At 34.2% G+C, this 22,187-nt stretch carries 16 protein-coding genes and 1 other annotated feature; of the genes, 15 read left to right on the top strand and 1 reads right to left on the bottom strand.

Going from position 1 to position 22,187, the window contains the following annotated elements; genetic code table 11:
- Nucleotides 1–98 precede the first annotated feature (98 nt).
- The 5 genes from MHI02_RS12790 (at nucleotide 99) to yihA (ending at nucleotide 7,477) form a co-directional block, all read left to right on the top strand.
- On the top strand, nucleotides 99–1,082 hold the full coding sequence (locus MHI02_RS12790; RefSeq protein ID WP_047183698.1) for a tetratricopeptide repeat protein: 984 nt from the start codon (nucleotides 99–101) through the stop codon (nucleotides 1,080–1,082).
- 143 nt (nucleotides 1,083–1,225) lie between these two features.
- Nucleotides 1,226–2,512 (top strand): trigger factor, encoded by a 1,287-nt coding sequence (gene tig, locus MHI02_RS12785; RefSeq protein ID WP_047183699.1) that lies wholly within the window; start codon nucleotides 1,226–1,228, stop codon nucleotides 2,510–2,512.
- A gap of 443 nt (nucleotides 2,513–2,955) precedes the next feature.
- A complete protein-coding gene (gene clpX, locus MHI02_RS12780; RefSeq protein ID WP_047183700.1) occupies nucleotides 2,956–4,233 on the top strand; it encodes an ATP-dependent protease ATP-binding subunit ClpX in 1,278 nt (425 codons plus the stop codon).
- 342 nt (nucleotides 4,234–4,575) lie between these two features.
- Nucleotides 4,576–6,891: an endopeptidase La gene (lon, locus tag MHI02_RS12775; RefSeq protein ID WP_047183701.1), complete on the top strand. Its 2,316-nt coding sequence runs from the start codon at nucleotides 4,576–4,578 to the stop codon at nucleotides 6,889–6,891.
- Nucleotide 6,892: 1 nt separating this feature from the next.
- Nucleotides 6,893–7,477: a ribosome biogenesis GTP-binding protein YihA/YsxC gene (yihA, locus tag MHI02_RS12770; RefSeq protein ID WP_047183702.1), complete on the top strand. Its 585-nt coding sequence runs from the start codon at nucleotides 6,893–6,895 to the stop codon at nucleotides 7,475–7,477.
- A 40-nt stretch (nucleotides 7,478–7,517) separates the two neighbouring features.
- Here the strand turns inward: yihA and MHI02_RS12765 are convergent, their stop codons facing one another.
- A complete protein-coding gene (locus MHI02_RS12765; RefSeq protein ID WP_047183703.1) occupies nucleotides 7,518–8,000 on the bottom strand; it encodes a LiaI-LiaF-like domain-containing protein in 483 nt (160 codons plus the stop codon).
- Nucleotides 8,001–8,205: 205 nt separating this feature from the next.
- Here MHI02_RS12765 and hemA point away from each other — a divergent pair, with 205 nt between their 5' ends.
- The 10 genes from hemA (at nucleotide 8,206) to radC (ending at nucleotide 22,154) form a co-directional block, all read left to right on the top strand.
- Entirely contained in the window at nucleotides 8,206–9,582 is a 1,377-nt protein-coding gene (gene hemA, locus MHI02_RS12760; protein ID WP_047183704.1) for a glutamyl-tRNA reductase, read from the top strand.
- A gap of 477 nt (nucleotides 9,583–10,059) precedes the next feature.
- Nucleotides 10,060–10,989, top strand: coding sequence for a hydroxymethylbilane synthase (gene hemC, locus MHI02_RS12755; protein ID WP_047183705.1), 930 nt, complete (start codon nucleotides 10,060–10,062; stop codon nucleotides 10,987–10,989).
- Nucleotides 10,986–11,753, top strand: coding sequence for a uroporphyrinogen-III synthase (locus tag MHI02_RS12750; RefSeq protein WP_047183706.1), 768 nt, complete (start codon nucleotides 10,986–10,988; stop codon nucleotides 11,751–11,753). Before hemC ends, MHI02_RS12750 begins: the two co-directional genes overlap by 4 nt.
- Nucleotides 11,753–12,727, top strand: a complete 975-nt coding sequence (gene hemB / locus MHI02_RS12745; RefSeq protein WP_047183707.1) for a porphobilinogen synthase — start codon at nucleotides 11,753–11,755, stop codon at nucleotides 12,725–12,727. The genes MHI02_RS12750 and hemB overlap by 1 nt, the downstream gene beginning before the upstream one ends.
- Nucleotides 12,728–12,742: 15 nt before the next feature.
- Nucleotides 12,743–14,029, top strand: coding sequence for a glutamate-1-semialdehyde 2,1-aminomutase (hemL, locus tag MHI02_RS12740; RefSeq protein WP_047183708.1), 1,287 nt, complete (start codon nucleotides 12,743–12,745; stop codon nucleotides 14,027–14,029).
- Between the two features lie 127 nt (nucleotides 14,030–14,156).
- Nucleotides 14,157–15,680 (top strand): LysM peptidoglycan-binding domain-containing protein, encoded by a 1,524-nt coding sequence (locus MHI02_RS12735; RefSeq protein ID WP_328149907.1) that lies wholly within the window; start codon nucleotides 14,157–14,159, stop codon nucleotides 15,678–15,680.
- Between the two features lie 113 nt (nucleotides 15,681–15,793).
- Nucleotides 15,794–16,804 carry a hypothetical protein gene (locus MHI02_RS12730; RefSeq protein ID WP_047183710.1) on the top strand — a complete coding sequence of 337 codons (1,011 nt, stop codon included), beginning with the start codon at nucleotides 15,794–15,796 and terminating at the stop codon, nucleotides 16,802–16,804.
- Nucleotides 16,805–17,174: 370 nt separating this feature from the next.
- Nucleotides 17,175–17,406 (top strand) — a binding site (T-box leader).
- Nucleotides 17,407–17,492: 86 nt separating this feature from the next.
- Nucleotides 17,493–20,141 (top strand): valine--tRNA ligase, encoded by a 2,649-nt coding sequence (locus tag MHI02_RS12725; protein WP_047183711.1) that lies wholly within the window; start codon nucleotides 17,493–17,495, stop codon nucleotides 20,139–20,141.
- Between the two features lie 250 nt (nucleotides 20,142–20,391).
- A complete protein-coding gene (locus tag MHI02_RS12720; protein ID WP_047183712.1) occupies nucleotides 20,392–21,288 on the top strand; it encodes an SPOR domain-containing protein in 897 nt (298 codons plus the stop codon).
- A gap of 176 nt (nucleotides 21,289–21,464) precedes the next feature.
- Nucleotides 21,465–22,154, top strand: a complete 690-nt coding sequence (radC, locus tag MHI02_RS12715; protein WP_047183713.1) for a RadC family protein — start codon at nucleotides 21,465–21,467, stop codon at nucleotides 22,152–22,154.
- The last annotated feature ends 33 nt before the right edge of the window (nucleotides 22,155–22,187 follow it).

Genomic DNA, 22,187 nt, shown 5'->3' with positions numbered 1-22,187 from the left:
AACCAACTGATTGGTTTCTCTTTTTATGTTTAATTTTAAATATATAGGGAATCTATATGTAATAAAAAACGATTATCTTTATGAAAGAAGGTGAATGAATGCGCATACAACAAGATGATAAAATAATTCTATTTCCGAAATGGAAGAAAGAATTGGAAAAAGCAAGCTTAATCGCTCTTAAGGAAAAAAGATATGATGAAGCTTTAATTAAATTAGATAAGTTAATTAACTATCAAGTAGACAATCATGAAATTATAACCGGAAAGTTAATTTGTCTAATGGAACTAGGTGAATTTAATGAAGCCCAGAATTTATGTGAGGATTTATTAAAACAAGAAGATGAACACTACTATCATTATGTACATATTTATTTAACAATTTTATTTCAAACGAATCAATATAATTTATTAATGGATCAAGTTGAATATGAATTTCAAAAAAAGGATATACCTAAATTACAAAAAGAACAATTTAAACAATTATATGAAATTAGTGAAAAAATGAATATTGATATGAATATGGAGAAGGAGGCAATCCTTTTTCAAGATTTGTTTACAGCTGTAGAGGAAGGTAATTTTGATGAGCAATGGCGGCAAGTGGAGAAATTAAAATCACTTCATGCAAATCCCTCAAATCAAATTATCGAACTTCTTGTAAATGATGACGTTCACCCACTTGCAAAAACAGCAATAATAGAATGGTTAAAAGAAAAGCAATGGACGACTGAAGTAGAGGTTAGTAAGTTTAATGTAACTTTAACTATAATTCCAAAAGAATTAGAATGGGTTAAGGAAAGTGAACCTATATTAGAAACTAAAGCATTACTTCGGGAATTAGAGCAAGATAACCCTTCGTTATTCCATTTGATAACAAAACTGTTATATGATTATACTTATGTCATGTATCCGATAAAACCACCGAAAGATGATTATTTACATATTGCGAAAGCACTAGAACTGATTGGAAAAGAATCTTTAGGAGTTGCATCCAATCAAGTTCCGGAAACAACTAAACAAGTAGAAAATTACATAGAGAAAATAAAATTTAGTGAATCACTTTATCTAAGCATTATTGACAGTTAAGAAGAGATATGTGATAAATGCTTGAAAGCCGAACGAATTATGTTATAATATAGTGGTTGCAAAATACTTAGTAGAGTAAAAAGTAATTATCGTAATTTACATAATTATGAAATGGATATAATAGTTTGTGGAGGGAAATAAATATGTCAGCTAAATGGGAAAAACAAGAAGGTAACAAAGGGGTACTAACATTTGAAGTACCTGCAGATGAATTTGAAAAATCGTTGGATCAAGCCTTCAAAAAAGTAGTCAAAGATGTACAGATGCCTGGATTCCGTAAAGGTAAAGTACCAAGAGGGATTTTTGAAAAACGATTTGGTGTCGAAGCCTTATATCAAGATGCAGTAGACATTGTACTTCCAAATGCATATGGAAAAGCTGTTGAAGAAACAGATATTTTCCCAATTGCACAACCTGAAATTGATATTGAACAAATTGAAAGAGGGAAAGACCTAATTTTCACAGCGAACGTTGAAGTGAAACCTGAAGTGAAACTTGGTGAATATAAAGGTCTAGAAGTAGAAGAACAGTCTGTTGAAGTAACTGACGAGGATGTAGATGCTGAAATCAATCGTCTTCGCGAACGTCATGCAGAATTAGTAGTGAAGGAAGAAGGAGAAATTGAAGAAGGCGATACAGTGGTTATCGACTTTGAAGGTTTCTTGGGTGACGAAGCATTTGAAGGTGGTAAAGGCGAAAATCACTCATTAGAAATTGGTTCCGGTCAATTCATTCCTGGATTTGAAGAACAATTAATTGGTAAAAAGTCTGGTGAAGAAACAGAGGTTAACGTAACATTCCCAGAAGATTATCATGCTGAGGATTTAGCTGGAAAAGAAGCTACTTTTAAAGTTAAAATCCACGAAGTGAAATTTAAAGAATTGCCTGAATTAGATGATGAGTTTGCTAAAGATGTTGATGATGAAGTAGAAACTCTTGAAGCATTAAAACAAAAGAAAAAAGAACAGCTTGAAGAAGAGCGTAAACAAAACGCTGAAAATGAAAAACGCCAACAATTAATTGAAAAAGCTTCTGAAAATGTAGAAGTTGATATTCCTGATGCTATGGTTGAAACTGAATTAAACCAAATGCTTCGTGAGTTTGAACAAAACCTACAAATGCAAGGTCTAACAATGGAAATGTATAGTCAATTCTCTGGTCAAGATGAAGATGCACTAAAAGAACAAATGAAAGAAGATGCAGCTAAACGCGTTCGTACTAATTTAACGCTAGAAGCAATTGCAAAAGCTGAAAATCTTGAAGTTACTGAAGAAGATATTAATGAAGAATTAGAGAAAATGGCAAGCATGTATGGCATGGATGCTAAACAAATCGTTCCATTATTAGGTGGAAATACGGAAGTAATTGAAAGTGATCTTTTAATGAGAAAAGCAATTGACTTCTTAGTGGATCAGAGTAAAGCTGTTTAATAATGATAACGTATGTACTAGAACATTATTAACCACATAATGATAAATGCAACAAGGTGCGAAATATAGGCGCACCTTGTTTTGTCTTATTTATAGTAAAATACTACTTAAAAGAAAATATCTTTCATATAGTATAAGAAATAATTAAAATAACAATAATTATTTTAAAATTATTTTTGGGAGTTTTATCTCACCTAAACGGGCAGTAAAGCTCTCACCTCAAGCTTCCGGGGACAAAGAAGGTGGGTGGGAGATCAACTACCGTAATGGTCCAAGAAGTGCGACTAACCATCAGTGGGGGATGAAGGAAAACCTCCATTGATGGAAGTCTTCTTTATTTGTTTAAGAAAAATCAGTGGTTTTTATTTTGTTTTTTGAAAGTCTTCTGATATGATGACTATAAATTGAAACCTAGATTTTAGGATATTTAGGGGTGAAAATGTATGTTTAAATTTAATGAAGAAAAAGGACAACTAAAATGTTCGTTTTGTGGGAAAAGTCAAGATCAAGTACGCAAATTAGTTGCCGGACCAGGCGTTTATATATGTGATGAATGTATTGAGCTATGTACGGAAATTGTGGAAGAAGAACTTGGTACGGACGAAGAAATGGAATTAAAAGAAATTCCAAAACCAAAAGAAATTTGTGAAATTCTTGATGACTATGTAATTGGACAAGAAAAAGCTAAAAAGAACTTATCTGTTGCAGTATACAACCATTACAAACGCATTAACTCACCAAAGGGTAATGATGATGTTGAATTGGCTAAAAGTAATATTGCGATGATTGGACCAACTGGTAGTGGTAAAACATTACTCGCACAAACGTTAGCGAGAATCATTAATGTTCCTTTTGCCATGGCTGATGCAACTTCACTTACTGAAGCAGGTTATGTTGGGGAAGATGTTGAAAACATTTTATTAAAGCTAATACAAGCTGCCGATTATGATGTTGAAAAAGCCGAAAAAGGAATCATTTATATCGATGAGATTGATAAAGTGGCTCGTAAATCCGAAAACCCATCTATTACTCGTGATGTTTCTGGGGAAGGGGTACAACAAGCACTTTTAAAAATCTTAGAAGGAACTGTTGCAAGTGTACCACCACAGGGTGGCCGTAAACATCCTCATCAAGAGTTTATACAAATTGATACAACCAACATTTTGTTTATCCTAGGTGGAGCTTTTGACGGTATTGATCAAGTTATTAAACGTCGCTTAGGTAAAAAGGTGATTGGATTTGGCTCAAATTCTAAACAAGAAGACTTAGATATGGGTCAATTACTTCAACAGGTATTACCAGAAGATTTGTTACGCTATGGTTTAATTCCTGAGTTTATAGGAAGAATTCCGGTTATCGGTGCACTTCAACCTCTCGATGAGGATGCACTAGTTGAAATTTTAACAAAACCTAAAAATGCATTGGTCAAACAATATGAAAAGCTATTTGAAATGGATAACGTGGAATTAGAAATAGACGAAGAGGCACTAATTGAAATTGCTAAGAAAGCAATCGAAAGAAAAACAGGTGCTCGAGGATTACGTTCTATTTTAGAAGGAATCATGCTGGATGTTATGTTTGAATTACCATCTAGGGAAGATATTGATAAATGTATTATTACAAAAGATACCATTGTAAATGAAAACGGAAGTCCGACATTAGTATTTAACGACGGAACGGTACAAGAGGGTATCAAAAATCATCCAAAAGAGAGTGCGTAAAAACAAGTTAAAATGATATTATGCAAAAAGAGACTACATAGCAACACGGCTCTCGTCTTTGAGCTGTTGGCTTAGGTTAGTCTCTTTTTTGCAAAAAACTTATTTAGCAGGATAGCATAAAAAGTCTTTCCACTCTGTACAAATGCAACGAAGGCATTTAAATTCCAATATTGCATGTAAGTTTTCTAAATATGTAATTTTTGTTCTAAAAAATGTTTAGTATAATAAGATACGTAAATAATAAATTTGAAGTTGATTTTAGTTTACAAATAAATGTATTAACTTTAAACTTTTAAAGCATACATATAAGTTAATAATTCACATATTTGGAGGTCACATTTCATGACGAAAGATTTAATTCAAGTCCCCCTCCTTCCACTGCGCGGTTTACTCGTATTTCCAACTATGGTTATACATTTAGATGTTGGTAGAGATAAATCTGTTCAAGCTTTAGAAAAAGCAATGATGGATGATCAGACTATATTTTTAGCAGCTCAAAAGAAAGTAAGTCTAGATGAACCAGAAACGAAAGATATTTACCAAATTGGTACATTAGTGAAAGTAAAACAAACATTAAAGCTTCCTAATGGTACAATAAGAGTATTAGTAGAGGGATTACATCGTGGGGAAATCGTACGTTTTATAGAAACGGAAAATGAATTTGTAGTAGAAATAGAAAAGTTAGAAGATATTCATGGCGATAATCATGAAGAAGAAGCGCTTATGAGATCGCTTTTAAATCAATTTGAACAATACATAAAAGTTTCAAGAAAAGTTACGGAAGATACGTTGGCAACAGTTGTTGATATTGAAGAACCAGGTAGGTTAGCGGACATCATTGCTTCTTATCTATCGTTAAAAGTGAAAGAAAAACAAGAAATTCTTGAGATACAAGATGTTAAAAAGAGAATAAAGAAATTAATTCAATATATATCAAATGAAAAAAAGGTATTAGATTTAGAAAAGAAAATTGGACAACGTGTCAAATCATCCATGGAAAAAACACAAAAAGAATACTATCTTCGTGAACAATTAAAAGCAATACAGAAAGAACTTGGGGAGAAAGATGGTAAAACAGGCGAAGTTGACAGCCTTAGAGAAAAGATTGAAGGATCGGATATGCCCGAACATGTTATGGAGGTTGCCCTAAAAGAATTAGATCGATATGAAAAGGTCCCCCAAAGTTCCGGGGAAAGCTCTGTTATTCGTAATTACTTAGAATGGTTATTAGTACTTCCATGGACGAAAAAAACGAAAGATACCATTGATATTAAAAAAGCAGAAAAGGTTTTAAATAGTGAGCACTATGGATTGGAAAAGGTAAAAGAAAGAATTTTAGAATACTTAGCCGTTCAAAAATTAACGAATACAATAAAAGGACCAATATTATGTTTGGTTGGACCACCAGGGGTAGGGAAGACATCATTAGCTAAATCAATTGCTTCCTCTGTTAACCGTAACTTTGTACGGATTTCACTGGGTGGGGTGCGTGACGAAGCAGAAATTAGAGGCCATAGAAGAACTTATATTGGTGCCATGCCAGGTAGAATCATTCAAGGAATGAAAAAAGCTGGTACCATAAATCCGGTGTTTTTACTTGATGAAATTGACAAAATGTCTAACGATTTTCGTGGCGATCCAGCTTCAGCCATGTTAGAAGTTCTTGATCCAGAGCAAAATAGTACTTTTAGTGACCATTTTATTGAAGAGAATTATGATTTATCGAATGTTTTATTTATCGCTACAGCAAATAACGTAAGTTCTATTCCAGGTCCCTTATTAGACCGAATGGAGCTAATTTCACTATCTGGATATACAGAAGTAGAGAAAATGCATATTGCAAAAAAACATTTGATACCAAAACAAGTGAAAGAAAATGGTTTAACTAAAGGAAATTTGCAAATTAGAGATGATGCTTTAATGAAGTTAATTCAAACCTATACTCGAGAAGCCGGGGTACGAGGTCTAGAGAGACAAATCGCAAAGCTTTGTAGAAAAACTGCGAAGGTTATTACGTCGGAAGAGAAAAAGCGTGTTATTATAACCGAAAAAAGTATAGAAGAGTTTCTTGGTAAGCCGATTTTTCGTTATGGATTAATGGAACAGGAAAACCAAGTAGGAACTGCAACAGGACTTGCATATACAACGGTAGGTGGAGATATTTTATCTATTGAGGTTAGTCATTATCCAGGAAAAGGAAAACTCACTTTAACCGGAAAACTAGGAGAAGTCATGCAAGAATCAGCACAGGCTGCATTTAGTTACATTCGTTCCCGTGCAAAAGAACTGAATATTGATCCTGACTTTTACGAAAAATATGACATTCATATACATGTCCCAGAAGGTGCAACTCCAAAAGATGGTCCATCCGCTGGTATTACGATGGCAACTGCTCTGGTTTCCGCTCTATCAGGCCGTGCAGTAAGAAAAGAAGTCGGTATGACCGGGGAAATTACCTTAAGAGGTAGAGTATTGCCTATTGGGGGACTAAAAGAAAAGTCTTTAGGCGCCCATCGAGCTGGATTAACAACGATTATCATTCCGGAAGATAATAGAAAAGATATAGAAAATATTCCGGACAGTGTCAAAGAGGAATTAACATTCATACCTGTAAAGCATTTAGATGAAGTGTTAAAACATGCATTAGTGGAGGAATAAAATGAAAGTAACAGATGCAGAAATAGTAATTAGTGCGGTTAGTAAAAAGCAATACCCAAATGAAGGAGTTCCGGAAATTGCATTAGCAGGTAGATCGAATGTTGGGAAATCTTCTTTTATAAATAAATTAATTAACCGAAAAAGTTTAGCTAGGACATCATCTAAACCTGGTAAAACCCAAACTCTAAATTTCTATAAAATAAATGGATCTTTTTATTTTGTAGACGTCCCAGGATATGGTTATGCGAAGGTTTCCAAAAAGGAAAGAGAAAAATGGGGAAAGATGATGGAAGAATACTTTCAAACACGTGAAACATTAAAGGCTGTTCTTCTCATTACAGATGTTCGCCATGAACCTACTAGAGATGATGTACAAATGTACGATTTTCTGAAATATTATGAATTACCAGTTATCGTTATTGCAACAAAATTAGATAAAGTTCCTAAGAATAAACGGGCACAACACATTAAACGAACAAAACAAACTTTACAAATAGATTCTAATGATGTTGTGATACCTTTTTCATCAGAAACAGGAGAAGGTAAAGACGAGGCATGGGCGCTCATACGGAGCTTCTTGAAATAAAATAGAATAGAAAAAGAAATAACCAATATAAAGATAGAGGTTATTTCTTTTTCTTTAATAAATATATACCTATAATAATTAAAATAATTGGCCAATAATTTGTAACGAAAGGGGTAACATCATTTACCCAATTAAAATAGGCGGATACTTTAGATGAAAAAATCATAAAAATACTAACCCCGATAAATAATATTCCTAAGATATATCCTTTTTTGGTTTTTGTTGCTCTAACGATAAATGCGATTCCAATAATTAACGTATACATTCCCCAATGATTGCTCCAAAAATGATAATGCTCCAAACCATAGGAGTGAATTCCAAGTCCTAATATAATAGTTCCACTAAATAAAAATTGATTATTTTTTTGTATGTAACTATAAAATAAGAATAGGATACCAGTAATGATTAAGATGGTTTGCCAGGAATAAAAATTAGTGATTAGTGGAATTTCTAATTGCTTAAGTAAGAAGAATACCCCAATTACGATTAATATGTATGCTAATAATGAATTCCTTTTCTTCAATTATAACTAATCCCTTCTATAGTTTCGTTTCCTTGCTTATAAATATATTGTATGATAAAGTACATTCGAGTTAAACTAATAACGTTCTTATATAATATTTGTTTCAAATTCTGTTCACATTTATAGAATTTGGTGTATTAAAACTATGTTACAATGTAAATAATATGTCATTTTTAAAAGATAAAGATTTTTGGGGGTAGTCAATTTGCACATTCTTAAAGTAGGACTCAATTATAAAACAGCCCCTGTAGAAATAAGGGAAAAACTAACTTTTCCAGAGAGTACCCTTGAAGAAGCAACGAACGAATTAAAAAAACAAAAAAGTATTTTGGAAAATGTTATTATTTCTACATGTAATCGTACGGAAATTTTTGCTGTTGTTGATCAACTTCATACCGGTCGATATTATATTAAAAAATTTTTAGCAGATTGGTTTGGAGTAGATAAAGAATTATTTTCTCCTTATTTACAAATAGCAGAAAATGATGGTGCCATAGAACATTTATTCCGTGTTTCCGCTGGATTAGATTCAATGGTATTAGGAGAAACTCAAATTTTAGGGCAAGTAAGAGATGCCTTTCTTAAAGCACAAAAAATAAGCACTACAGGTACTATTTTTAATGAATTATTTAAACAAGCCATTACATTTGGAAAACGTGTCCATAACGAAACAGGCATTGGAGAACATGCAGTTTCGATTAGTTATGCAGCAGTTGAATTAGCGAAGAATATTTTTGTGAATCTTAGCGAGAAACATGTTGCTGTCTTGGGTGCTGGTAAAATGGGCGAATTAGCAGCTAAAAATTTACAAGGATCAGGTGTGACGGAAATAACAGTCATTAACCGTACCATTGAAAAAGCGGAAGAATTAGCTGAGGTGTTCCATGCAAGGGCTGTTGGTCTAGATAATCTAGAAAATGTATTAGAAGAAGTTGACATCCTGATTAGCTCTACAGGCTCGAAATCTGTTATTTTAACAAAAGAAATGATTGAAAAAATTCAAATAAAAAGAAACAATAAACCTCTTGTTTTAATAGATATCGCGGTTCCAAGAGATATCGATGCCGACATCAATGGAATGGAAAATGTTTTTCTTTATGATATTGATGATTTACAGGGGGTTATCGACCATAATTTAGAAGCTAGAAAAGAAGCGGCTGAACAAATTGAGCTAATTATTGAACAGGAAATTGTCACATTTAAAGAATGGATTAAAACATTGGGAGTTGTACCGGTTATATCTGCACTTCGCAATAAAGCCTTGTCGATTCAAAAAGAAACGATGAAAAGTATCGAAAGAAAGATGCCTGATCTTACGAAACGTGAAAAAAAGGTGTTAAATAAACATACGAAAAGTATTATTAATCAACTATTGAAAGAGCCAATTACTCAGGCAAAAGAAATGGCTGGAGGAAGTCATGCAGATCACGCCCTTGAACTTTTTGTTGAAATCTTTGGTATTGAAGATGAAGTAAGGGAAGAATTTGCAAAACAGGGCGAAAAAGACGAAACGTTAATGTCTCTTCAAAAAAGTGAATATATTTCTTTTTCACATTTAGAAAAGATTTCAGGTGTAAATTAATATTTTTTCTGTTAAAAACCAGAAGGCTTTATGCTTTCTGGTTTTTACCTGCACGAATCTTATTGTTTTTCAAATAGTTTAAAAAAGGTTAAAATATATGTGTTATCACTTAATTTAATTATATCTTAGAAATGTAAAATATGTAGCTATGAGTAATTTTGTATAAGGAAAGCCACGTCCGGCTCCAGCGCCCAGCAACTAGCAAACTTCATGCTCCTCCACTACGATAAAGAAGACTTGCCGATTCGTGAAACGAGAGGCTTAGTCGCACTTATACCCTTGTGGTGAAAGTCAACATCGGTTCGCTTACAGCTCACCGTGTTTCCTTTATCTCATTGCTATAGAGGAATGTCCGATTAAGAACGCCGCTTTGCGCGGCAACATCGGACCACCTGGCATGGCCAGGCGCAGTTTGTACGTTGCTAAACGGGCGGTTACGCCTTTGTTCATGGCAACACGATTTAGGAGGATTTATTCATGCGAAAAATCGTCGTAGGATCAAGAAGAAGTAATCTAGCATTAACACAAACGAAATGGGTTATCAATGAACTTAAAAAAGCTGGTGTCCCAAACGAATTTGAGATAAAAGAAATTGTAACAAAAGGGGATCGTATTTTAGATGTCACTCTATCTAAAGTCGGCGGAAAAGGTTTATTTGTTAAAGAAATTGAACAGGCAATGTATGATAAAGAAATAGATATTGCGGTCCATAGTATGAAAGATATGCCATCCGTAATGCCAGAAGGGCTTGTTATTTCGTCTATCCCTGTTAGAGAAGATCCTCGAGATGCATTCGTATCTAAAAATAATATTACTTTAAAAAATTTACCTGAAGGAGCTAATGTTGGAACAAGTAGCTTGCGTCGTGCAGCACAAGTTCTTAAAGCAAGACCCGATATAAATATTAAATGGATTCGTGGAAATATTGAGACAAGAATTCGAAAACTTCATGAAGAAGATTATGATGCTATTATTTTAGCAGCTTCTGGATTAAAACGAGCAGGTCATGATAATGGAATTGTAACGGAGTATTTAGAACCCGAAGTAGTTGTTCCTGCAGTCGGACAAGGTGCTTTAGCAATCGAATGTAGAGAAGATGATCAGGAAATACGTGAAATATTAAATAAGATTAATGATAGTTACACAACTAGAACCGTAACTGCTGAAAGAACTTTTCTTCAATTATTAGATGGTGGTTGCCAAGTTCCGATTGGTGGATATGCCTATCTGGAAGACGATGAAATAGTGTTAACCGCATTAGTCGGTACACCTGATGGTAAAACAATATTAAAAGAGGTTGTTCGTGGTACTGATCCAAAAGCAGTTGGTGAGGAAGCAGCTACATTATTAATAAACCAAGGTGGCAAAGAAATAGTAGAAAGGGTAAAAGAGGAGCTTGATAAATGATAGCACCTCTAAGAAGTAAAAAAATTATTGTGACAAGGGAAAATGCAGGTGGAAAAATCTTCTCTAAAAAAATTAGTCAATATGGTGGTATTCCAATTGAAGTCCCCTTGTTGCGTATTGACTGTGATGATCGTGATGAAAACAGGCGAATTATGAAACAACTGGATCACTTTGATTGGTTTATTTTCACAAGTGCCAATGGTGTAGAATATTTTTTAAAATTGGCTAATAAACATCAAATTTCCCATGAAATATTAAACGCAAAAAATATTGCAGTAGTAGGTGAAAAAACAAATCAGAAATTGAAGAAATATGGTTATTCAGCTGATTTTGTACCTACTGTTTATGATGCGAACACGCTTAGCAAAGAATTCTTAGCTAAATTTCAAAATCCAGGAGAAATTCTACTCATCCGTGGTAATCTATCTAGGGATGTTTTACCAAGTGAATTGAAGAAAGCGAATCTTTCATTTACAAGTCTTTATGTTTATAAAACAACTATAAATTTCAAAAGTAAAAACTTACTAAATGAAATATTACAAAGGGAATTTGACTTTATCACATTTACAAGTCCATCCACAATTGATGCTTATTTCGAATTATCAGGGTATTTAGTAGATAAACCATGTGTTTGTATTGGAACAACTACGGAAAATAAGGCAAGGGAAAAAGGGTTTTCTACCATATTGACGCCAAAGGTTTTTACTGTAGATGCAATGATCGATATTATCATTGATTATATAAATAAAAAGGAGCATATATAATGGATTTTAAAAGACATAGAAACTTACGTTCATCCGCTTCCATGCGTTCATTAGTTCGAGAAACGCATTTACGTGTGAATGATTTTATTTATCCAATGTTTGTAATAGAAGGGAATAATATTCGTGACGAAGTTCCTTCCATGCCAGGGGTTTATCAAATATCGATGGACTTATTACTAGAAGAAGTAAAAGAAGTTTATGAATTAGGAATCAAAGCAATAATGTTTTTTGGTGTAGTTACTGCAAAGGATGAAATTGGAACAGGTGCTTTTATGGATGATGGGATTGTTCAAACGGCTACACGGATGGTGAAAGAAAACTATCCGGATTTATTAGTAGTTGCTGATACATGTCTTTGTGAATATACAGACCATGGTCATTGTGGTGTCATTCATAATCATGATGTTGATAATGATGAATCTTTGAAAGTTCTAGCTAAAACAGCAGTTTCTCAGGCAAAAGCGGGAGCGGATATTATCGCCCCATCAAATATGATGGATGGTTTTGTTGTAGCAATTCGTCAAGCTCTGGATGAAGCAGGTTTTGAAAATATTCCCATCATGTCTTATGCAGTAAAATATGCATCTGCATTTTATGGTCCATTCCGTGATGCGGCTGATAGTGCACCACAATTTGGGGATCGTAAAACCTATCAAATGGATCCAGCAAATCGTTTGGAAGCTATACGTGAGGTTGAGTCAGATATTGAAGAAGGTGCAGATTTTATTATGGTAAAACCTGCATTATCCTTTTTAGATATTATTAGAGATGTACGCAATCATGTTAATGTGCCGGTTGTCGCTTATAATGTTAGTGGAGAGTACGCAATGATTAAAGCTGCTGCACAAAATGGCTGGATTGATGAGAAAAGTATCGTTATGGAAATGTTGACATCAATGAAGCGTGCGGGTGCAGATATTATTTTGACGTATTTTGCTAAAGACGTCGCAACTTGGTTAAAAGATGATAAATAAGTGGAGGTGTATGGATTGAGAAATTTTGAAAAGTCTCATGAAATATATGAAGAAGCTGTTAATTTACTACCAGGTGGTGTTAATTCACCTGTTCGTGCTTTCAAATCAGTTAACATGGCTCCGATTGTAATGGAATCAGGAAAAGGATCAAAAATATACGATGCAGATGGTAATGAATACATTGACTATGTACTAAGTTGGGGACCTCTTATTTTAGGTCATGCAAATGATCGAGTAGTTGGAAAGTTAAAAGAAGTCGTGGAAAAAGGGACGAGCTTTGGTGCAAATACTGAAATAGAAAACAAATTAGCTAAATTAGTCATTGAACGGGTACCTTCTATAGAAATGGTTCGAATGGTAAACTCGGGTACAGAAGCAACGATGAGTGCGATAAGACTTGCTAGAGGATACACTGGTAGGGATCTTATCATGAAGTTTGAAGGTAGTTATCATGGTCATGGAGATTCCTTACTTATTAAGGCGGGTTCTGGAGTTGCTACATTAGGCTTACCAGATAGTCCCGGTGTACCAAGTTCCATTGCTAGTAACACGATTACAGTACCATTCAACGATTTAGATAGTGTTAAACTTGCTTTTGAAAAATATGGTAAAAATATTGCTGCCGTTATTATGGAGCCTGTTTGTGGTAACATGGGTGTTGTACCACCGGAAAATGCATTTTTACAAGAAATGAGAAAAATTACGGAGCAAAATGGTTCCTTACTTATTTTTGACGAAGTTATGACAGGATTCCGAGTTGGATACCATTCCGCTCAAGGATATTTTGATGTTAATCCGGATTTAACTTGTCTAGGTAAAGTTATTGGTGGTGGTTTACCTGTTGGTGCATTTGGCGGAAAACGTGAAATAATGGAACAAATTGCTCCTGTGGGTCCTATTTATCAAGCGGGAACTTTATCAGGTAACCCATTAGCAATGACAGCCGGTTTTGAAACAATTTCAGCTTTAACCAAGCAGTCCTATGAGGAAATAAATAAAAAGGCTGATCGATTAGTAGAGGGTTTTAAACAAGCGGCAGAAGATTACGAAATTCCACTACATATTAACAGAGCTGGATCCATGTTAGGTGTATTCTTTACAAATGAGAAAGTGGTTAATTTCGACGCTGCAAAAACATCCAATCTGGAGTATTTTTCTAAATATTATCAAGCAATGATTGAAGAAGGTATATTTTTACCACCTTCCCAATTTGAAGGTTTATTCCTATCAACCGAACATACGGATGCCGACATCGAAAAAACAATTGAAGCTATTCGAAAAGCATTCTCTAAACTTAAATAATTTAAAAAAGCTATTCCCAACTGAAACGGGGATAGCTTTTTTCATGCATAACCAAATACACTTTCTCATATAAATGATTAAGACACATTAAGCATATTGGGTAATGCTTAGGAGGGAGGAAGTCAGTTTGTCGGCTGATCAATCGGTATTTAGTTTTGAATTAAATGAAACTTTATATTTTGAAAAAGGACAGGAAATAGAAGAGTTACGTGGAATATCATTGGAACCTGAAATTACGATACAAACGAATGAAGATTATATTTCCATTAGAGGTGTAATAGAATTAACGGGAAATTATAAAAAAGCAACTACTATAGAAGATCGTTTAGAAGAATTCAATCATGAAGCGAAGAGGTATATAGAAAGTGTAGCTGATACGGATGACGAAAATGCAGAGTTCTCACATCGGTTTCCAGTAGAAATATCTGTGCCTACCTATCGTGTCGGTAATTTAGATGACGTAATGGTTAGTGTGCAGGCATTTGATTACGAAATACCTAAACAAACTCAACTTAAAATGTTTTCTACAATAGCTATACATGGTATTAATCAAGAAGCAGGAATTAGTAGAGTAGAAGATGATAGCGTGGAAGATACTTATCAAGAACCATTAGCTGATCAAGAAGATGTGTCAGGTATTTCAGACAAAGTGGTGGAAGAAGAACCTGTTTTATCGGAAAGAGAGGCAAAAGACACATTTGAATTTGAAATTAAACAAAAACAACAAGAGCAAGAGGAAGAACCTGAAATTGCAAGTAAAGCAGAAATACCTGCTTTAGAGGAAAGTAGAGATGAAGAAGGGCAAGCGGAAGAATCGGAAATTGCAAGTAAAGCAGAAATACCTGCTTTAGAGGAAAGTAGAGATGAAGAAGGGCAAGCGGAAGAATTGGAAATTGCAAGTAAAGCAGAAATACCTGCTTTAGAAGAAAATAGAGATGAAGAGGAGCAAACAGAAGAACCCGAAATTGCAAGTAAAGCGGAAACTCCTACTTTAGAAGAAAATAGAGATGAAGAGGAGCAAACAGAAGAACCCGAAATTGCAAGTAAAGCGGAAACTCCTACTTTAGAAGAAAATAGAGATGAAGAGGAGCAAACAGAAGAATCCGAAATTGCAAGTAAAATAGAAACTCCTACTTTAGAAGAAAATAGAACGGAAGAGGAGCAAGCAGAAGAACCCGAGATTCCGAGTATAACGGAAACCCCTACTTTAAAAACAGATAGAGATGAAGAGGAACAAATAGAAGGGGTAGAGCCCGAAAAGCCTGTAGAAGAAGGAAGATGGTCATTTAAAACTCAGACGCAAACTTTAGCTGAATTCTTTAACAATCATAAAGAAGTCTCAAATACAGAATCATCCGAATTACAAAGCGAGAATGTTGAAGAAGAGGTGGAGGCTGAGTCCTTAGAAACAGAAGGTGAACATGAATCTAGAGATAAAGGGGACATTACTTACTTATCTGATATTTTCCGTAATTCAAGTGAAGAAGAATATACAAAAATGAGGCTTTGTATCGTTCAGAAAGACGACACAATAGAAACGATATCTGAACGGTTTAAAGTAAGTCCATTACAAATCATAAAACAAAATCAGTTAGAGGATGATTTTGATGTAGCCGAAGGACAGTTACTTTATATTCCTTCTAAAAAGTAAACTCTAATTAAAATGTGAACAGAGACACCCCTTGAAATTATTCAAGGGGTATCTAATTTTAGCAGATTCAAAAGTAAATATTAAAGTCAAGTATTCTATAAGGTGGTGGTATAATGACGGATAATATTAATAATGTACTTGCTGCGTATAATATCCATCCACTAAAGATCAATCAAGTAACATCTCAACTCTATTATATTAAAGATTATAATAGAGAATACGCGTTAAAAAGAAGTGGTTTAACAGAAGACATGGTGAAACAATGGGAAACGATTTATCGATATTCAAACACCCAAAATCTTGATATGGTGCTACCAGTATATTTAACAAAAGAAGGTAATTTGTATTATCGTCATGAACAATCCATATTTTATTTGTCTCCCTGGATTAATGATACAAATAGAGAAAGGGATATGAACTGGGTTTCTAACTTCTATGAATCGTTGGCAAAATTACATTGGAAAACGAAACGGATTCAAAAAATAGATATAGAAACGGTTTCCAATCCATTTTTTTCTTTTCAAAACTATTGTAGGGAGATGGGAAAGCAATTACTCACATTTATTCACCAATTCGAAAAAAAGCAGTATATGTCTCCGTTTGAGCTGCTTGTCTGTACTCATTTTCGTGACATAGAATATGCATTTGTTGAAGTGGATAAACGAATTAATCGCTTTATAAATGACCATGAGGAAGATAATTTAACATGGAGTTCTTCACTATGTCATCATAGATTAGACCATTCACATATTAAAAAATCATACTTTATTAACTGGGAATCTGCGCGTTTTGATAATCCTGTTATGGACCTGATCTTATTTTTTCAAAATGAAATTGGTAGTTTCAATCCTTCTACTGAACTTTATATTGACAACTTTTCCTCCTACACAGATATTAATGAATTAACGTTACCAGAACTTCAATTTTTATCCATTTATTTACTTTCGCCAACGAATTATATACAAAATATTAATGACTATGTGAGTGGTGTACGTAATTTATCAATGATACAACACGTAACAAACATTCAATATGAATACAGAAAAATTATTTTTGGATTACAATGGTCGGCGTTTATAGAGAAAGAATATGAAACGTTAGATTTAGATGATTTAGAAGTTTAAATCCACCGTAAATAAAAGCATATTAAAATCCCGATTAAAATCCCTAATAATATTAAATCGAAAAAGGATGGAAAGAAAATTGTCCGAATGAGTTGAAAAAGTAAAATGGGCAATGTCACTCTTTCTAAAATAAAAACACATTTTCTTGCCCACGGTGGTAACTTATATCGATAATATCTACCCATTATAATCACCTCATTTTCCACAATAAATTGTTTATTATTTCCATGGGATAAGGGTAGTAAATACCCCACTAATGAAGAATCACTATATAATATGTATACTTACACCATATTTGTGAAAAAATAGGAATATATAATTTGACGAAAGATAAACTAAGCTATAAAATATGGATAATATATAGTATTAATCAAATGCAGTGATTGGGAAGAGTACAAAATAATACCTTCAGAGAGGGAAATCTAGTGCTGAAAATTTCCTAGGAATACTTATTTTGGAAGGTCGCCCATGATGCAGCTTCTTTGAACTTGCAGTAGAAGAAGCCGGTAATATGCCGTTATGTGAATGAAGTGTATTAATTCAATTTTTGGAATTAATAAACAAAGGTGGTACCGCGAAAATCAATCCTTTTCGTCCTTTTATGGATGGAAGGGTTTTTATTTTGCCACGAAAAGTAAGTAGAAACATTTAGTCCTACATAAGACAAAAAGTATTAGGAGGTAATACTATGAGTGATAATGAATATTCAAATCTTCCACCAAAATATAATCCTCAGGAAGTAGAAAAAGGGCGCTACCAATTTTGGCTAGACGGTAAGTTCTTTGAAGCGACAAATGATCCGGAAAAAGAACCCTATTCTATTGTTATTCCACCACCAAATGTGACTGGGAAATTACATTTAGGACATGCTTGGGATACAACGATGCAGGATACAGTATCCCGAATGAAACGTATGCAAGGGTATGATGTATTGTGGTTACCGGGAATGGACCATGCGGGGATTGCTACCCAAGCAAAAGTAGAAGCTAAATTGAAAGAACAAGGAAGAAGTCGTTATGATTTAGGTAGGGAAAAATTCTTAGAACAAGCATGGGAGTGGAAAGAAGAGTATGCTGACTTTATCCGCTCGCAATGGGAAAAGCTTGGACTTGGCCTAGATTATTCCCGTGAACGCTTTACATTAGATGAAGGATTATCAGATGCGGTAAAAGAAGTATTTGTAAAATTATATGAAAAAGGGCTTATTTATCGTGGTGAATATATTATCAATTGGGACCCAACCACTCAAACGGCTCTATCCGATATTGAGGTAATCTATGAAGAAATACATGGTAAATTCTATCATATGAAATATCCGATAAAAGATAGTGATGAGACGATTGAAATAGCTACTACTCGTCCTGAAACAATGCTAGGGGATACAGCTGTTGCTGTCCATCCTAAAGATGATAGATATAAACATTTAATTGGTAAAACAGTCATTTTACCAATTGTGGGTAGAGAAATAGAAATAGTGGCTGATGAATATGTGGATATGGAGTTAGGTTCTGGGGCAGTTAAAATTACACCTGCGCATGACCCAAATGACTTTGAAATTGGTAATCGACATAATTTACAACGTATTCTCGTGATGAATGAAGATGGTTCCATGAATGAAAATGCTGGAAAATATCAAGGATTGGATCGATTTGAATGTAGGAAACAAATCGTGAAAGATCTTCAAGATATGGGAGTACTATTCAAAATTGAGGAACGTGTCCATCAAGTTGGTCACTCTGAACGTAGCGGAGCGGTTGTAGAGCCATACTTATCGACTCAATGGTTTGTTAAAATGCAACCATTAGCAGACGAAGTTATTGAATTGCAAAAAGATCAAGATAAAAAGGTGAATTTTGTACCCGAAAGATTTGAACGAACTTATCTAGGTTGGATGGAAAATATTCGTGATTGGTGTATTTCTCGTCAATTATGGTGGGGGCATCAAATTCCTGCTTGGTACCATAAAGAAACTGGCGAAGTGTATGTCGGAAAAGAAGCTCCAGCTGATATTGAAAATTGGAGACAAGACGAAGATGTGTTAGATACTTGGTTTTCATCAGCACTTTGGCCATTTTCTACAATGGGCTGGCCTAATGAAGAATCGGAAGACTTTAAACGTTACTTCCCAACGGATGTTCTTGTAACGGGATATGATATCATTTTCTTCTGGGTAGCACGGATGATATTTCAATCTAAAGAATTTACCGGAGAAAGACCATTTAAGGATGTTTTAATTCATGGATTAATTCGTGATGCAGAGGGTCGTAAAATGAGTAAATCCTTAGGTAATGGGGTTGACCCAATGGATGTTATCGATAAATATGGTGCAGATTCGTTGAGATACTTCTTATTAACCGGTTCGACACCAGGTCAAGATTTGCGCTTTTATTGGGAAAAAGTCGAATCTACATGGAATTTCGCGAATAAAGTTTGGAATGCTTCTAGGTTCTCTTTAATGAATATGGAAGGATTCACTTATGAAGATATTGATTTATCCGGTGAAAAATCACTTGCGGATAAATGGATATTAACAAGATTGAATGAAACAATCGAACATGTAACGAAGAATACAGATAAATATGAATTTGGTGAAGCTGGCCGTCACTTGTATAATTTCATTTGGGATGAATTCTGTGACTGGTATATCGAAATGGCAAAAATACCATTATATGGATCGGATGAAGAGAAGAAAAACACAACACGCTCTGTGTTGGCATATGTACTTGATCAAATCATGCGTATGCTTCATCCATTTATGCCATTTATTACCGAGGAAATTTGGCAAAAACTTCCTCATCAAGGGGATTCCATTACAGTAGCTAGTTGGCCAGAACCAAGAGAGGACTTTCATGATGAGCAAGCTTCAAACGAGATGAAACGACTAGTTGCCATCATTAAATCTGTTCGTAATATTCGTGCTGAAGTAGATACGCCAATGTCTAAATCCATTAAGATGCTAGTTGAAGCTAAGGATGAAAATATTTTAAGAGAATTAGAACAAAATAGAATGTACTTAGAACATTTCTGTAATCCTAGTGAATTGGTTATTGCTAAAGATATTGATGTACCTGAAAAAGCAATGACTGCGGTAGTTACAGGAGCAGAAATCTATTTACCGCTCGAAGGTTTAATTGATTTTGATAAAGAAATAAAACGTTTAGAGAAAGAACTTGAAAAATGGAATAAAGAAGTAGAGCGTGTTCAGAAGAAACTTGCTAATGAAGGATTTGTAAATAAAGCTCCACAAGCAGTAGTTGACGAAGAAAAACGGAAAGAGCAGGATTATTTGGATAAGCAAGCAAAAGTAAAAACGAGACTTGAGGAATTACAAAATTAATGAGAATAGGGAATAGCGGATGTACGCTATTCCCTATTCTTTTCGTTGTCCAGGAAATTATAAAATTTGTATGGCTGTGGCTCACTTAGATATAGAAATAACCACGTCCGGCTCCAGCGCCATTGTTCTATGTCGAAAAACAGTATATTATGACATACGATTATTTGCTAGGGTGACAACATTCGTCTTACTTTTTAATTGTACTATGCTAGAGTGGGATAAACGACTCTAGCATAGGAAAGGGATACCAATGGACAAGAAGAAGCAAATCATTATCAAAGAGAACGGAAAAGTAATCAAGCAATACCCAAAACAAAATATCAATTCTTCTAAGCGTGAATCAGCTGCTACCCTTCACGAGTCAGATGATGATCCGATAAAAACATTTGAAAGAAAATCAGTCCTAACAGAAGCAACGCCGCATAAGAAAACTAGTAAAAATCCTTTATTAAAACCGATTTTAACTGCGGTTGTTTCTGCTATATTAATTGGTGGTATTTTAAGTGTAATCATGTTTCAAGTATTAATCGACGTAAAAGACGGTATTAATAATCAAGATTCATCAAGTGTTCCCTCAGCTACCCAAGCAGATAATGATAAAGAAAAAACGAATGAAGATAATTCTGCGAACACTGCAGAAACATCAAATTTCACCTTAGAATCGTTACATGGTTTTGTTTTACAAGCAGGTGTTTTTTCAGAGAAAAAGAATGCGGAAAATTGGGCGAAAAATTTTTCGAATAGTGGTTTACCAGTTATGATTTGGAACCGAGATGGTCAGTATTTCCTATTATTAGGTATCGCTGAAACAAAGGCACAGGCAGAATCTATCGTAAGTCAGCTAGATGATAAGCATGACTTGTATATAAAAGAATGGGAAACGAAACAAGGAAATGTTGGTTTAACCAAAGATGAGCAGGAATGGCTATTAGCATTTCAACAAAAATGGGAAGATAATGTAAAGCAATCGGATAACATTTCCAAAGATAATTGGGCAGAATTACCAAAAGTCAATAGTTCTGACAAATTGGAGCCACTAGTTAATCGTATCGAACAATTGAAATCTGATTCCGGGTTAAAAGGGCAAAAATATTTACTAGATTTAATGTTTGAATATGAAAAAGTAATCAATAAAGCAGGCAGTTAATAAAGATTGTCTGTTTTTTTGTTTTAACAAATATAAATGGTTCAATTTTAAAAAAACCTTCCAGTTTTTTAGTTTCTCTATAGGTGTACAACTTCAAAATTTACTTTTTAGTAACTTGTATGAAACTCCGAAAGTCAAGTATCATGGTGACTATATACTTGTAAGGGGGTTTTAAAATGTCGGGACAGACTATTATGATTAAAGATGTGCCTAAAGAAGATCGCCCACGCGAACGTTTATTAAAGCATGGAGCAGGACATTTATCTAATCAAGAATTACTTGCCATCCTATTGGGTAGTGGTACGAAGGAAGAATCGGTAATAACATTGTCTAATAGGGTATTAATGCATTTTGAAGGATTGAAATTGTTAACTGATGCTACTATCGAAGAATTGATGGCAATAAAGGGAATAGGTGTAGCAAAAGGTGTACTGCTATTAGCTACAATAGAGTTGGGTAAAAGAATGAATCAATATAAACCAGATGACAAATATATTATTCGTTCCCCAGATGACGGAGCGGATTATATTATGGAAGAAATGAGAAGCCTAAAACAAGAGCACTTTGTTGTTTTATTTCTTAATACAAAAAATCAAGTCATTCATAGACAAACTATTTTTATCGGAAGTCTAAACGCTTCAATTGTTCACCCAAGAGAAGTATTCAGAGAAGCAGTAAAAAGATCCGCAGCCTCTATCATTGTAGCGCATAATCATCCCTCGGGGGACCCCTCACCGTCACAAGAAGATATCCATGTTACTAGAAGATTAGTTGAATCCGGAAAGATGATTGGTATAGAACTTTTAGATCACTTAATTATTGGAGATAGAAAATTTATATCATTAAAAGAAAAAGGGTATTTATAACTATCCAATTTAGAATTTTTTTCGTATAATTAT

It is taken from the genome of Oceanobacillus sp. FSL K6-0118 (assembly GCF_038006665.1).
Taxonomy (GTDB): domain Bacteria; phylum Bacillota; class Bacilli; order Bacillales; family Amphibacillaceae; genus Oceanobacillus; species Oceanobacillus caeni.
Note: the sequence above shows the minus strand (reverse complement) of the source record. Positions and strands in the feature narration are given on the sequence as shown.